Annotated in this window: 13 protein-coding genes and 2 pseudogenes; 2 read left to right on the forward strand and 13 right to left on the reverse strand. The window is 39.8% G+C overall.

What is annotated here, in order from left to right:
* The first annotated feature begins 43 nt into the window (after positions 1–43).
* Both LFLEISCH_RS06430 and LFLEISCH_RS06435 read left to right on the forward strand, forming a co-directional pair.
* Complete coding sequence (locus LFLEISCH_RS06430; protein WP_007474449.1) at positions 44–442, forward strand: hypothetical protein; 399 nt, start codon at positions 44–46, stop codon at positions 440–442.
* 29 nt (positions 443–471) lie between these two features.
* Positions 472–951: an endolytic transglycosylase MltG gene (locus LFLEISCH_RS06435; protein ID WP_007474451.1), complete on the forward strand. Its 480-nt coding sequence runs from the start codon at positions 472–474 to the stop codon at positions 949–951.
* A gap of 60 nt (positions 952–1011) precedes the next feature.
* Here LFLEISCH_RS06435 and pnp read toward each other — a convergent pair whose 3' ends face one another.
* From pnp to iolD, 13 genes and pseudogenes are all read right to left on the reverse strand, one after another.
* The gene (gene pnp / locus LFLEISCH_RS06440) at positions 1012–3219 is read right to left on the reverse strand and encodes a polyribonucleotide nucleotidyltransferase (protein WP_007474452.1); all 2208 of its coding nucleotides are present in this window, start codon (positions 3217–3219) and stop codon (positions 1012–1014) included.
* A gap of 226 nt (positions 3220–3445) precedes the next feature.
* Positions 3446–3715, reverse strand: a complete 270-nt coding sequence (gene rpsO, locus LFLEISCH_RS06445) for a 30S ribosomal protein S15 (RefSeq protein WP_003719603.1) — start codon at positions 3713–3715, stop codon at positions 3446–3448.
* A gap of 126 nt (positions 3716–3841) precedes the next feature.
* Positions 3842–4787: pseudogene (locus LFLEISCH_RS06450) on the reverse strand (bifunctional riboflavin kinase/FAD synthetase).
* A 106-nt stretch (positions 4788–4893) separates the two neighbouring features.
* Positions 4894–5814 (reverse strand): tRNA pseudouridine(55) synthase TruB, encoded by a 921-nt coding sequence (gene truB / locus LFLEISCH_RS06455; protein ID WP_007474507.1) that lies wholly within the window; start codon positions 5812–5814, stop codon positions 4894–4896.
* A 51-nt stretch (positions 5815–5865) separates the two neighbouring features.
* Complete coding sequence (rbfA, locus tag LFLEISCH_RS06460; protein WP_007474509.1) at positions 5866–6210, reverse strand: 30S ribosome-binding factor RbfA; 345 nt, start codon at positions 6208–6210, stop codon at positions 5866–5868.
* Between the two features lie 11 nt (positions 6211–6221).
* Complete coding sequence (locus LFLEISCH_RS06465) at positions 6222–6503, reverse strand: DUF503 domain-containing protein (RefSeq protein ID WP_007474511.1); 282 nt, start codon at positions 6501–6503, stop codon at positions 6222–6224.
* Positions 6500–8822: pseudogene (gene infB / locus LFLEISCH_RS06470) on the reverse strand (translation initiation factor IF-2). The gene LFLEISCH_RS06465 and the pseudogene infB overlap by 4 nt, the downstream one beginning before the upstream one ends.
* A 22-nt stretch (positions 8823–8844) precedes the next feature.
* Positions 8845–9144, reverse strand: coding sequence for a YlxQ family RNA-binding protein (locus LFLEISCH_RS06475; protein WP_007474514.1), 300 nt, complete (start codon positions 9142–9144; stop codon positions 8845–8847).
* Positions 9137–9421, reverse strand: coding sequence for an RNase P modulator RnpM (gene rnpM, locus LFLEISCH_RS06480; RefSeq protein WP_007474516.1), 285 nt, complete (start codon positions 9419–9421; stop codon positions 9137–9139). Before rnpM ends, LFLEISCH_RS06475 begins: the two co-directional genes overlap by 8 nt.
* Positions 9422–9435: 14 nt before the next feature.
* The gene (gene nusA / locus LFLEISCH_RS06485) at positions 9436–10554 is read right to left on the reverse strand and encodes a transcription termination factor NusA (RefSeq protein WP_007474518.1); all 1119 of its coding nucleotides are present in this window, start codon (positions 10552–10554) and stop codon (positions 9436–9438) included.
* A 24-nt stretch (positions 10555–10578) separates the two neighbouring features.
* Positions 10579–11046 carry a ribosome maturation factor RimP gene (gene rimP / locus LFLEISCH_RS06490; protein WP_007474520.1) on the reverse strand — a complete coding sequence of 156 codons (468 nt, stop codon included), beginning with the start codon at positions 11044–11046 and terminating at the stop codon, positions 10579–10581.
* 159 nt (positions 11047–11205) lie between these two features.
* Positions 11206–11985, reverse strand: coding sequence for an alpha/beta hydrolase (locus tag LFLEISCH_RS06495; RefSeq protein WP_007474522.1), 780 nt, complete (start codon positions 11983–11985; stop codon positions 11206–11208).
* 306 nt (positions 11986–12291) lie between these two features.
* A complete protein-coding gene (gene iolD / locus LFLEISCH_RS06500; protein WP_007474524.1) occupies positions 12292–14205 on the reverse strand; it encodes a 3D-(3,5/4)-trihydroxycyclohexane-1,2-dione acylhydrolase (decyclizing) in 1914 nt (637 codons plus the stop codon).
* Position 14206: the final 1 nt, after the last annotated feature.

Raw genomic sequence — 14206 nt, forward strand, 5'->3', positions numbered from 1 at the left:
TAAATAAAGGTAGAGTTTTAGTGAAAAGAGGTGTTACTACATAATGACCACAGTAATTATTATTCTCCTAGCTGTTGCCATTATTCTCTTCGTTGTTTCGTTTATAAAGAAAGGCGATAGCGAACAGACGGAAAGTGAATTTGAAGAAGTTGCATCACAGCTCATGCATGAGAACTATGAGCTCAAAAAACGTGTTTCCGCGCTTGAAAAAGCTATCCATTCGACTGAAACTGGTGAAGCAATTGAAGTAATAACAGAAGAAACGACGGAGGAAAAAGATGAGGAGACCTCTTCGACTCCAAGTCCTAAAATGCAATCTTTATTAAAGAAACAAGTTATTACTCTTTATACATCTGGAATTGCAACCGATGAAATTGTCGAACAGTCTTCCCTTCCAAAAGAGGAAGTTGAACAAATTATAGAAGAATATTTGGAACACTGATTCCAATTAGCAAGAAAGGAGTATCTCATTTGAAAAATAATCTACGTATGGTTGCTCTTGGCTTACTCATTTCTGCTGCTGTACTTTTCGTTTTTTCACAGTTCTTCTCGCCCGACACTGATGCAGCGACAACAAAAGAAAAGACAACTACAACACAAGAAGCAGGAAACAGCACAACTTGGAAGCAAAAATATGAAAAACTTTTAGCTAAACAAGAACTTGAAAAAAACGAAGCTGCTGAGAAAGAACGTCAAGATGCTACTGCAAAAGCGGATGCTGAAAAGAAAAAAAATGAAGTTAAGAAATATACACTTGTCATTCAAAAAGGTGACCCTACTTCTAAAGTGAGTCAGAATTTGCAAGAAAATGGAATTATCCCTGTTGCAAAAAACTTTGATAATTATTTAAAACAAAATGATTATGAAAAATATATTCGCGATGGTAAGTATGAGTTAACTAACAAAATGACATTTGAACAAATTGCTAAAAAATTAAGTCACCAAAACTAAAGAAGAGAAGCACTTCTACAAGTGCTTCTTTTTTATACAAACAAACACCCCAAAAGTTAGCTATTTTGGGGTGTTTTTTAAAAATTTATTTTTATTTGGAATTCGTCTTTTTTTAAATCGAGGTTTACGAGGACGATCTTTCTTCTCTTGCGCTTTTTTCTCATCATATCCTTCTGGTTTTTCAAGAAGTGCTTTTCGAGATAAATTAACACGACCTTGGTTATCAACCTCAATAACTTTGACGGTTACTTCATCGCCTAGTTTTAGAAGATCTTCTACTTTTCCAACACGTTCGTAAGCTAATTCGGAAATATGAACAAGGCCATCTGTTCCTTTAAATAGTTCGACAAACGCCCCGAATTTTTCAATACGACGGACTTTTCCTGTGTAAATTTCGCCAACTTGTACTTCGCGAACGATATCTTCAATAATCGAAATGGCTTTTTTGTTCATTGCTTCATCTTGAGAGGCAATATAAACAGTTCCATCTTGTTCGATGTCAATTTTAACGCCAGTCTCTTCGATGATTTGATTAATCTGTTTACCACCAGGTCCGATAACATCTTTAATCTTATCCGGTTTAATAGCCAATGTGACAATTTTCGGTGCGTAAAGAGAAAGTTCTTTGCGCGGTGCACTAATGGTCCCCATTAAGTGTTCCAAAATGTGCAAGCGCCCTTCTTTAGCTTGCGCAAGTGCTTCTTCTAAAATTTGACGACTTAAGCCATCAATTTTAATATCCATTTGTAAGGCTGTAATTCCTTCGCTTGTTCCTGCTACTTTAAAGTCCATATCACCAAAATGATCTTCCATTCCTTGAATATCGGAAAGAATGGTATAATCATCGCCTAGTTTCACTAGCCCCATTGCAATCCCAGCAACCGGTGCTTTAATAGGTACACCTGCATCCATTAGAGCAAGCGTAGAGCCACAAATACTAGCTTGTGAACTTGAACCATTAGATTCTAAAACTTCGGATACAAGACGAATAGTATACGGGAAATCCTCTTCCGATGGGATGATATATTGAAGCGCACGCTCACCTAATGCTCCGTGCCCAATTTCACGACGCCCCGGCGCACGACGAGGACCTGTTTCCCCTACACTAAACTGCGGGAAATTATAATGATGCATAAATCGTTTGTATTCCTCAGCGCCTAAGCCATCAATAATTTGATGTTCGCGTAATGGTGCGAGTGTACAAATACTAAGGGCTTGCGTTTGCCCACGAGTAAACAAACCGGATCCATGTACACGTGGAAGTAAACCTGTTTCAGATGATAAAGGACGAATTTCGTTTACTTTACGGCCGTCTGGACGGATTTTTTCTTGCGAGATAAGACGACGCATTTCATCTTTTTCAATCATTTCTAAAATATGCGCGACTTCAGCTAAAACATCATCAGCATCTTCCAGCTCTTTTGCTTTATAGCCTTCTAAAATTTCTTCTTTTACTTCTTCAATCGCAGCTTCACGTGCTTTTTTCTCTTCTGTTTGAATAGCTGCTTTCATTTTCGCTTCACTTAGACTTTTAACTTCTTCTTCAAGTTCTGGGTCTGTTACGAAAAGCTCAATTTCACGCTTTTCTTTTCCAACTGCTTTAATAATCTCTTGTTGGAATTCACATAAACGCTTGATTTCTTCATGGCCAAACATGATGGCTTCAAGCATAGCTTCTTCGGATACTTCTTTTGCTCCTGCTTCTACCATGTTAATAGCATCATAAGTTCCGGCAACGGTTAGCGAGATATCGCTTTTTTCAGCTTCTTCAATAGTTGGATTAATAATGAATTTACCATCCACACGCCCTACATCAACGCCAGCGATTGGACCTTCAAACGGGATGTCTGAAATACAAAGTGAGATGGAGGAACCGAGCATAGCGGCCATTTCTGGTGAGCAGTCTTGATCCACACTAAAAACGGTTGAAGTAATTTGTACTTCGTTACGGAAACCTTCGGCAAATAGCGGACGAATTGGACGGTCAATGAGGCGTGCGGTAAGTGTTGCACGGTCACTTGGACGTCCCTCACGTTTTAAAAATCCTCCGGGCACTTTACCTACAGAGTACATTTTTTCTTCATAGTTTACTGTTAGAGGGAAAAAATCTCCTGGTCTAGGTTTTTTGGAACCTACTGTTGCGGTTAACACGACTGTATCACCGTAACGTACGAGTGCGGCACCGCTAGCTTGTTTAGCTAATTGCCCTACTTCGATTTGCAATTTTTTACCTGCGAGTTCTGTCTGAAATACTTGTTTTTCCGACATAAATCATTCTCCTTTTTTAGAGAACGTTTTTCTTTACCATGCATAAGAATGCTTCATGCACACCTCAAATGTGAGGCACGCATAAATCCAAAAACCTACTATAAAGTGTTATTTTTTTGCTTTTTAGTACGTTTTTGGATTCATGCGATAAATCAAACACGTTCTCTTTTTTTCTTAATAAAAAAGCGGGAGACAAAATCGTTCCCCGCTTTTCTTGGTTTCGTTATTATCTACGTAAACCTAAACGTTTAATAAGTTCGCGGTAACGTTGAACATCTTTTTTACGCAGGTAAGTAAGTAGGTTACGACGGTGACCTACCATTTTCATTAGACCTCTGTAAGAATGATGATCTTTTTTGTGTACACGAACATGTTCATTTAAGCTGTTGATTTCTGCAGTTAGTACAGCAATTTGTACTTCCGGAGAACCTGTATCCGTATCATGAACACGGTATTCAGCAATGATTTCGTTTTTACGTTCTTGAGTTAAAGCCATTTAACTCCACCTCCTAAATTTTCTAATCCCCGTTTACTGAGCAATGCGCCGGTGACTCGCAAATCGCCAAGTAAAGGTTCTTGTCGTACAGATTTAAAGATACACTAATTTTAGAAGAAAATCAAGTTAAATTGAACTTTCACGCTCGAAATAACGACGAGTATCTTCTTCGTCTTTTTTCAGCTGCTCGATTAAGCCTTCCATACCATTAAACTTCATTTCTGGTCTAAAGAAATGATACCATTCAATTTCTGCGCTTTCCCCGTAAATTTCACGGTCGAAATCTAAAATATACACTTCAATGGATAATTCTTGGTCTGTTTTAAAAGTCACGTTATAGCCAATGCTCGCCATGCCTAAATAAGTCTCGCCACTTACAATAAACTTCACGGCGTAAATTCCAAGTTTTGGAATGAGATAGTCCGCATCAATTCGCATATTCGCAGTTGGGAAACCAAGCGTGCGTCCACGTTTATCTCCGTGAATGACCGTTCCGCGCACTTTGTAAGGGTAGCCTAGAAGTTCATTTGCCTCATCTAATTCGCCACTTTCAATGTAGTTACGAATATTTGTAGAACTAATTTTAGCTTTAAAAGCTTCTTGTTTGTCTACAATGGTTACTTCAAAACGCCCTTTTGCGTACTCACTGAGTTCGCTCATTTTACCGGCTCCTTTTTGACCGTAGGAATAATCAAATCCGGCCACCACATGTTTCGCGTTTAACCCCACAAGATATTGCTCTACGAATTCTTCTGGAGTTAGTTGAGAGAAGGCGGTTGTAAAACGAACCACGAATAATATATCAACCCCAAGTTCCGCAATTTTTTCTTCCTTTTCTTCCAAAGGTGTTAAGTATTTAACTTTTTTGCGCATCTTACTGAGCACAACGGATGGGTGCGGATCAAAGGTTAGTACTGCGCATTTTTCATTATTTTCTTTTGCTATTTTTTTTAGCACGTTGAATGACTTCTTTGTGACCGCGATGAACACCATCAAAAAAGCCGAGTGCAATCGTTTTAGGATCTAATTCTTCCGTTATGTTATTGGGATGGTGTATAAAAATCGTTTCCATGAAATTTTATTTCACTCCTATCAATTATATGGAAATTAGCATGGCAATCGCCTGTTCTAAAATTACGTTTCTATCATAAGACATTTCTTACCTTTTTGGCAAAAAATTAATTTTTAGGCGTTTCTTTTAATTCAATAACTTTTTCAGGTTTTAAAAATTGCGATTTCGTTGGGTGTGGCTTATAGATGGCCACTAATTTCTCGTCATGCATCATCGCGAACAAATCGCTTGAAACTATGTTAAAGCGCGACCTATCAAGCAAAGCCCCATTTAATACTTTGGCATAAAAAGTGCTGTCTAGTTCGATTATAGGCATATCAAAAATACCTTTTTCAAGTGGATGAAGAAAACTAAAGTCGCCTTTTTGAACCTGTGTTTCAATTTCAGCTAATGTCAGGCAGTCTTCCTTTTGAAAAAAGCCGCTTTTTGTTCGCTCAAGTGAGGCCATATGCGCAGGCAAGCCAAGTTCTTCTCCTATCATAACAGCAAGCGTCCGAATATAAGTCCCTTTGCCGCATGAAATCCGAATTTGAAAAGAAGGAGAGGCATCCGTTAGTTCTCCCTTATCAAGTCGCACAAGAGAATGAATTTGCACTAAACGCCTTGGACGCGTGACCGTTTGCCCAGCACGTGCGTATTCATATAGTTTTTTGCCAGCCACTTTAACAGCTGAGTACATGGGCGGAACTTGTTCGATTTCGCCTGTCAATTTTTGCAAGACTGCATCTAATTTTTCTTCAGAAATAGCTTCTTTTATCATTTCTTTTTCGACCACTTCGCCTGTTGCATCTTCTGTTGTTGTGCTAACACCAAGCGTCACTGTTGCGACATACTCTTTTCCTTGATCTGTTATGTATTCTGCAAGTTTGGTTGCCCGGCCCACGCAAATGGGCAAAACGCCTTCCACTTCAGGATCCAGTGTCCCAGTATGTCCTACTTTTTTGGTTTTTAATATTTTGCGCATTTTAAATACACAATCATGACTTGTCATACCACGTTCCTTAAATAAGGGAATGATTCCGTCCATTAAAAACCCTCCTTTCACAAAAAGAAGAGGCAAAAGCGCCCCTCTAGAAAGTTATTCACCTTTATTTAAATCTCTTAAAAGTTCATCAATGCGATTCCCGTATTCCAAAGAACTATCCATTTCAAATAGTAACTCCGGAACTTTGCGCAGACGCATTCTATTTCCGATTTCAGACCGAATAAAGCCGTGTGCTTTTTCAAGTGCAAGAAGTGTGTCCTCGCGCTCTTTTTCGTTACCTAAAATCGATATAAAAACCGTAGCCTGCTGCAGGTCGCCAGTCACTTCGACATCTGTAATCGTAATGAAGCCAAGACGAGGATCTTTTAATTTTCGGTTTAAAATATCGCCCAGTTCTTTCTTCATTTGCTCCGCTACACGATTTGATCTCAAACTCATTTTGTTCACCTCTATAACCATTCTACGTCCGTCAAAAGGCGCTCCCATTCGGGAAAGGAGTCTAGAAAGCGTAATACTTCCTGGCCTTCCTTTTCCGTTTGAACGCGCGAATTGCCGACAATTGTAAAACCAATCTCTGTTCGTTGCCACTTATCTAAGAAATCCACTTCAGCGATAGAAACATTAAATTTTTGACGTGTTCGCATTAAAACGCGTTGTAATACGGCTCGCTTTTCCTTTAAATTTCCCGCATCCTGAATATAGAAGGTGGCTACGACGCTATAGATTATCATTTTCTTTCGATTTCTTCCATTACATACGCTTCGATGACATCGTCTTCTTTAATATCATTAAAGTTTTCAATGGTAATCCCACATTCGAATCCTTTCGCCACTTCTTTCGCATCATCTTTAAAGCGTTTCAGCGTTGAAAGTGTCCCTTCAAATACAACGATTCCATCACGAATCAAGCGGACTCCACTATCACGTGTAATTTTACCATCTGTTACATAACAACCTGCAATAGTTCCGACTTTAGAAACATTAAAGGTTTGGCGAACAAGTGCTTGACCAATAATTTTTTCTTCATATTCAGGATCAAGCATCCCTTTCATCGCGGCTTCAATTTCTTCAATGGCTTTATAAATGACACGGTGTAAGCGAATATCTACACCTTCATTTTCTGCCCCTTCGCGCGCTTGAGTTGTTGGACGTACGTTAAAGCCTATCACAATCGCATTAGATGCAGCCGCAAGTGTAATATCTGATTCATTAATTGCACCAACAGCTGTATGGATAATTTTAACATTTACACCCTCAACATCAATTTTACGCAAGGAAGCAGCCAGTGCTTCTACAGAACCTTGTACGTCAGCTTTAATAATGACATTAACTTCTTTCATTTCGCCAGCTTTCATATGTTCAAATAAATTATCTAAACTTACACGGTTCGTCGCAGAACGCTGCTCCTGAAGAGCTTTAGCCGCACGTGTTTCCCCAACGCTACGAGCCGTCTTTTCATCTTCAAAGACAACGAAACGATCTCCTGCTTGTGGCACACCACTTAAACCAGTAATTTCAACCGGCGTACTTGGTCCTACTTTTTTCACGCGACGTCCTAAATCATTGACCATCGCACGAACACGACCAAATGTGTTTCCAACAACAATCGGGTCCCCAATATTTAAAGTACCATCTTGAACAAGAAGTGTTGCGACTGATCCACGCCCTTTATCAAGTTCGGCTTCAACAACCGTACCAATAGCACGACGCTCTGGATTAGCTTTTAACTCTTCCACTTCCGATACTAGTAAAATCATATCGAGTAAATTATCTAAACCTTCCCCAAACTTCGCAGAGATAGGCGCAAAAATCGTATCGCCACCCCAATCTTCTGGGATAAGTTCATATTCCGTTAATTCTTGCATAACACGGTCTGCATTTGCTTGTGGTTTATCAATTTTATTTACGGCAACAATAATTGGCATCCCCGCAGCTTTCGCATGGTTAATCGCCTCAATTGTTTGTGGCATAACACCATCATCTGCAGCCACTACAAGAATCGTAATATCCGTAATTTGAGCACCACGCGCACGCATAGCAGTAAAGGCTGCGTGACCAGGTGTATCAAGGAAAGTAATTTTCTTCCCGCGCACATCAAGCTGATAAGCTCCAATATGCTGTGTAATTCCACCCGCTTCGCCAAGCGTTACTTTTGTATTTCGTAAAGAATCAAGTAAAGTTGTTTTCCCGTGGTCAACGTGTCCCATAATCGTTACAACTGGAGGACGTTCTTCTAAATGACCAGCATCTTCTTCCGCTGCATTTTCAAAGTAAACATCAAGATCTGTGATATCCACTTTAATCTCTTCTTCCACTTCAACCCCGTACTCTGAACAAATCAGTTCAATAGCATCTTTGTCTAAAGACTGGTTAATTGTAGCTACTACGCCAAGTAAGAAGAGTTTTTTAATAATTTCTGATGGCTCACGGTATAGCTTTTTCGCAAGTTCTCCAACCGTTAAAGACTCACTGAAAACAATTTTTTCTGGAAGTTCTTTTGGTTTTGGAGGAGTCGGTGGCGTTGTACTATAATTTGTCTTTCCTTTTTTCTTCGTATTTTTACCACTACGATTTTGTTGATTAAATCCGCCACGTTGGTTATTATTCTTACCACCGCGATTTTGATTATTATTTCTGCCACCTTGGTTATTTCGATTTCCGCCTTGGTTGTTATTTCGGTTAGCGCCTTGCGTTTGACCTTGTCCATTTCCTTGATTCGGGCGGTTCGTTTGGTTTGATGTTTGATTTGACGCTTTATTAGCTGTATTTGTTTGCGGTTTATCCGCACGATTTTGACTTGCTGGTTTTTTATTTCCTTGATTATTCAGTTTGCTTTGCTCCTTACTTGTTCCTGTTTGCTTCGTTTCCTTTGTTTTCTTTTACAGGCTGATTTTTTTTCGAAAAAGATTCGTCTAATTGTCTAAGCGCGTTTTCATTAATCGTTGACATATGATTCGCGACCTCAACACCTAGAACGCGCAACTTTTCGATTACTTCTTTACTAGAAATTTGCTGTTTTTTTGCGTACTCATATACACGAATTTTACTCATGCCGTACACCTCCATTAGGTAATCAACCAAGGAGCTCTTTTAGTTTTTTAGCAAATCCAGCATCCAGTACTGCAATAATTGCTCGCGACTCTTTCCCGATGGCACCTCCTAACTCATCTCTTGTGCCAACTTGTTTTAGCGCGACTTCGTAGTACTCGCATTTATCATGGATTTTCTTCGCTGTCCGTTCTGAAATATCTTCCGCAATAATAACTAATTTCGCTTTTTCTCTTCGAACAGCTTTTAAAACTAATTCTTCCCCAGTCGTTAATTTCTTCGCTCGATTCGCAAGTCCGAGAAGCGCTAATGCTTTATCATTCATTGTTCGCATCCTCTTCCGCTTTTAAGTATGAAATAAGTTCATCATAAAAACTTTCCTGCTCATCTATTTTAAGACCTCTAAAAAGCGCATTTTTTTGTTTAGCACTCTTTGCAACAGCTACATCATTTTTAATATAAAAACCACGTCCAGGTGCTTTCCCAGTAGGGTCAATGGTTAATGTTCCTTCTTTTGAATAAGCAATTCTAAGAAGTTCCCCTTTTGGCAGGCGTTCCCCTGTAACCATACATTTCCTAAGTGGAATTTTTTTGTTACGCATTTTGGTTGCTCCTTTTATTCTTCATCATCTGAAGCATCTGTAGCAGGCGATACTTCTTCTTCTAAAACTGGAGATTCTTCGCGAGGGTAAATACCCATTTCACGTGCAACGCTCTCGCTTTTAATGTCGATTTTCCAACCCGTTAACTTAGCAGCAAGACGAGCATTTTGACCACGCTTACCGATAGCTAAAGAAAGTTGGTAGTCTGGTACGACAACTGTTGTAGCTTGCTCTTCCTCGTCTACAATTACATCTAAAACTTTAGATGGGCTAAGCGCGCTAGCTACAAATGTAAATGGATCATCTGACCATTCGACAATATCAATTTTTTCACCCTTCAGTTCATTAACAATCGTTTGTACACGCGCACCCTTAGGACCTACACAAGCCCCCACTGGATCCACTTCTGGATTGGATGTATAAACGGAAATTTTCGAGCGGTCCCCTGCTTCACGTGCCACTGATTTGATTTCAACAATACCATCATAAATTTCCGGCACTTCCATTTCAAACAAGCGTTTTAATAATCCAGGATGTGTTCTTGAAACGAAAATTTGTGGACCTTTTGTTGTTTTTTCGACTTTTGTTAAATACACTTTAATGCGATCATGCGCCCGGTACGTTTCATTTGGCATTTGCTCATTTTGTGAAAGAATCGCTTCAATCTTCCCTAGATTAACGTAGATAAAACGTGAATCTTGGCGTTCCACAATTCCCGTCATAATATCATCTTCGCGGTCGATAAATTCATCATAAATGATACCTCGTTCCGCCTCGCGAACGCGTTGTGTCACGACTTGTTTCGCCGTTTGTGCCGCAATTCGGCCAAAATCTTTCGGCGTCACTTCAAGTTCAACAACATCCCCCGTTTTATAAACCGGATTTAGTTTATGAGCTTCATCAAGCGAAATTTCAAGACGCGAATCAAACACCTGATCCACAACATCTTTTCTTGCAAAAACGCGAATTGAACCATTTTCTAAATTAAGTTCCACCCGAACATTTTGGGCCTGATTAAAATTACGTTTATACGCGGACACCAGTGCAGCTTCTATCGCCTCCACAATTACATCACGCGAAATTCCTTTGTCATGTTCTAAAACATGAAGAGCATCTAGTAGTTCTGAGCTCATTTTTTGCTCACTCCTTATTTAATTTTAAAATTTAATGGCTAGTCTTGCTTTTGCAACTTTTTCTTTCGGAATGACACATACAACTTGACGTGTTTTATCCATAATTTCTACCGTTAATGTTTCCCCATCGTATGCCACAAGTGTACCTTCCCACATTTTACGCCCTTCAATGGGCTCATAAGATGTGACATGCACATAGGCACCTACTGCTTTTTCAAAATCAGCTTCTTTTTTTAATGGGCGTTCAGCACCTGGCGATGATACTTCTAAAAAGTAGTTTTCAGAAATAGGATCGGCTTCGTCTAGTTTTTCACTAACTCGTTCACTAATAAGCGCGCAATCATCAATATCGATGCCGCCTTCTGAATCAGCAAAAATACGTAAGAACCAATTTTTCCCTTCTTTTTCAAAAGCTAAATCGACAAGTTCAAAGCCGAGTTCTTCCGTAATAGGCTTTACGATGGACTCTACTTGATCTAGGACTTTACTCATTTCAGCCTCCTTATGATTCTCACTCGTTCGCTTTTCGCAAAACGAAAGAGTGGGCAAATGCCCACTCTTAGCTGAGTTATCGTAGTATTTCATAAGTAATCATATCACAAACAGCCTGTTTACGCAAATCACCGGCTTTTTATACCTTTTTATCCTTATTTATAATTCAAAAAATCGTAACGCTTTTTGAATTTGTTCATCCCAATAATCCCACGTATGCGCACCCGGCCCCTCATCATAGGTTAAATCCAAATTCGTTTCTTCTATAATATGCGTTTGGAAATTTTGATTATGCGCATATAAAAAATCTTCAGTTCCGCAAGCTTGATACAATCTCGGACGTTCTTCTGCCTCATTCGATACCTTTTTCGCAAGGGAAAACAAATCATTCTCACTCCCTAAAAAATCACTCACCGTCCCAAACGTATTCATCTTCTCACGAGCCGCATCACCTGAAACTTCCTTTAAATAACTTTCGATGTCTAAAGCACCAGAAAAACTAGCAGCAGAACAGTACCGTTCCGGGAAATTTAAAGCTAATTTCATAGCCCCATAACCGCCCATTGAAAGCCCCGCAACAAACGTTTCATTTCGCGCAGTACTAATTGGAAAATAATGTTGCGCTACACTCGGCACCTCGTTTGCAATATAGTCAAAATACTTCTCGCCGTTTTGCATATTCGTATAAAATCCCCGATACCCATTTGGCATCACCACCACAATACCAAGTTCAGCAACATAGCGCTCAAGCGCCGTCCGACGCGCCCACGTACTATCATCATCCGAAAGTCCATGTAGTAAATATAAAACCGGATAAGTCTCTTTCTTTTTAGCCCCTGCCATACCAATTCGATTTTTCCCAACTTCAGGAAGAAGCACCGTCATTGACGTTGAAATACCTAGCACCTCTGAAAAAAATTCGCATTTTACTTTTGCCATCTCCATCACCTCTATTTTATTATACTAACTTGCAAGTTCATTTAAGAATGAATCACCAAAAAGACTATGTATCCTTCAAGAATCAAAAAAGAAATAATAAAATGAAACGCTAACAATCCTAGACCTGCGTATAGCAAATAAATACTTAAAAAAATCTCATGAGCACCAATTTTTTAAGCAGGATGCCACCTCCCTTAATTTAGCGCTTACAAGATAATTATATACCAATTAATCATAAAAACAAAAAAGAATAGAGGCTGTAGATACCTCTATCCTATTTATGTTGTCATTTTAGAAACATAACAATTAAAATAATCTTGCGTTTTCCAGCATGTCTTGTTTATCTCTGTAGGCTTTTCGAATGCTTTCTTTTCCTGAGACCTCAGAAACACCAACATTCCACCAACCTAAATAGCCGTCAGACATTGTTTTTGGCAGGACTTTCATTTCAATAAGCGTAGTCCGTGTTTGTTTTTTCGCATCTAAAAGCGCTTTAGTAAGCTCTTCTTTGTTATTCGCCCGATATACTTTTGCCCCGTAGCCCTCTGCAATTTTTGCATAGTCGACATTCAAAATCCGGTCATTTTTATCCCGAAATTCGCAGTAAAAGCTCTTGCTGCCGTTTGCCATTTGTAAGTTATTGATACACCCGAAACCAGAGTTATCAAACAGCATAATATTCAGTTTGTGGCCGTACTGCAAAGAGGTCAACAGTTCAGAATGCAGCATATTGAAGCTACCATCTCCCACCATGGCATACACTTCTTGCTCCGGAGCCGCGATTTTTACCCCAAGTGCCCCGTTAATTTCATAACCCATGCACGAATATCCATATTCAAGGTGATACGTCTCCGGCACCGCTGTATTCCACAAGCGATGCAAATCTCCAGGAAGCGAACCAGCCGAAGTAAGCGCAATACTGTCTTTATCAACCACTTCATTAATCGTAAGCAAGGCCTCTGTTTGAGTAAATTCTGTGTTTAAAGCATCCGCATATTCGTTTAATGTTTCGGTTTCAAATTGATTTTTGATTTCTGGTTCAAAATTCTCACGTGTAAACGCCACGTGAGCCAAACGTTCACGCTCTTTGTTCCACTCCTCTTGTAAAACTTGCAATTCATTATGATAAGATGTGCGATACCCTTCTAAGCGTGGCAATAGCGCACTTAGCGCCGTTTTAGCATCCGCTACCACTTGAAAGGCATCAAATTTATAGGCTTGCGGCCGACTCACATTAATATTTAAAAATTTCGTTTGATCTTGAAAGGCCGTTTTTGAACTTGTAATAAAATCCGTATAGCGTGTTCCAACACCAATCACAAGGTCAGCTGACTGTACAATTTTATTCGCCGCTAGTGTACCTAAAATACCACTACCACCTAAATTATTTTCAAAAGTACTTTCCACAGTTGATTTCCCAGCATGCGTTTCCACAAGAGGAATGTTGTGACGCTCAGAAAGCGCGATTAATGCTTCACGCGCACCGGAATAACGTGCTCCGCCGCCAACTAAGATGACTGGTCGCTCGCTCGCCAGTATTAAATCTCTTGCCCCAGCTAATTCGCGTTCTGTCGGCATTCTTCGGTTTAGATAATGAATTCGTTTTTTGAAAAATTCAACTGGATAATCATATGCTTCCCCTTCTGTATCTTGTGCAATACAAATTGTTGCAGGTCCAGCTGTTTCTGGGTCAGTCATCACCTCAAATGCGCGAATTAGCGCACTCATAATTTGTTCAGGACGTTCAATTCGGTCCCAGTAACGTGAAACTGGGCGAAGCGCATCATTTGTTGTCACATCAGCACTGTAGGTATGTTCAAGTTGTTGTAACACCGGGTCCGGTTGGCGTGTAGCAAATGTATCAGCTGGTAAAAAAAGCACCGGAATATTATTGGCAAGTGCGGTTCCGGCAGCTGTTACGAAATTGGCGCTTCCTGGGCCAGCTGATGCGGTGCAGGCAAAAATTTTCTTTCGGTTGTTTTGTTTCGCAAAACCAATCGCAGCGTGTGCCATGCCTTGCTCATTTTTCCCCTGATAAATCTTTAAGTGTCCTTGATGTTCTTCAAGTGCCTGACCGATTCCAACCACATTTCCGTGCCCGAAAATTGCAAACACGCCTTCTACAAACGGTGTGACTTCGCCGTCAATTTCAATATATTGCTCATTCAAAAACTTTACTAACGCTTGCGCTGTCGTCAAACGAATTTTTTCACTTGGCATT

Source organism: Listeria fleischmannii subsp. fleischmannii LU2006-1, assembly GCF_000344175.1.
Taxonomy (GTDB): domain Bacteria; phylum Bacillota; class Bacilli; order Lactobacillales; family Listeriaceae; genus Listeria; species Listeria fleischmannii.

Coding starts and splice junctions, on each gene's coding strand:
- LFLEISCH_RS06430 (WP_007474449.1), top strand. CDS start 44: ATGACCACAGTAATTATTATTCTCCTAGCTGTTGCCATTATTCTCTTC.
- pnp (WP_007474452.1), bottom strand. CDS start 3,219: ATGTCGGAAAAACAAGTATTTCAGACAGAACTCGCAGGTAAAAAATTG.
- rpsO (WP_003719603.1), bottom strand. CDS start 3,715: ATGGCTTTAACTCAAGAACGTAAAAACGAAATCATTGCTGAATACCGT.
- truB (WP_007474507.1), bottom strand. CDS start 5,814: ATGGACGGAATCATTCCCTTATTTAAGGAACGTGGTATGACAAGTCAT.
- rbfA (WP_007474509.1), bottom strand. CDS start 6,210: ATGAGTTTGAGATCAAATCGTGTAGCGGAGCAAATGAAGAAAGAACTG.
- LFLEISCH_RS06465 (WP_007474511.1), bottom strand. CDS start 6,503: ATGATAATCTATAGCGTCGTAGCCACCTTCTATATTCAGGATGCGGGA.
- LFLEISCH_RS06475 (WP_007474514.1), bottom strand. CDS start 9,144: ATGAATGATAAAGCATTAGCGCTTCTCGGACTTGCGAATCGAGCGAAG.
- rnpM (WP_007474516.1), bottom strand. CDS start 9,421: ATGCGTAACAAAAAAATTCCACTTAGGAAATGTATGGTTACAGGGGAA.
- nusA (WP_007474518.1), bottom strand. CDS start 10,554: ATGAGCTCAGAACTACTAGATGCTCTTCATGTTTTAGAACATGACAAA.
- rimP (WP_007474520.1), bottom strand. CDS start 11,046: ATGAGTAAAGTCCTAGATCAAGTAGAGTCCATCGTAAAGCCTATTACG.
- LFLEISCH_RS06495 (WP_007474522.1), bottom strand. CDS start 11,985: ATGGCAAAAGTAAAATGCGAATTTTTTTCAGAGGTGCTAGGTATTTCA.
- iolD (WP_007474524.1), bottom strand. CDS start 14,205: ATGCCAAGTGAAAAAATTCGTTTGACGACAGCGCAAGCGTTAGTAAAG.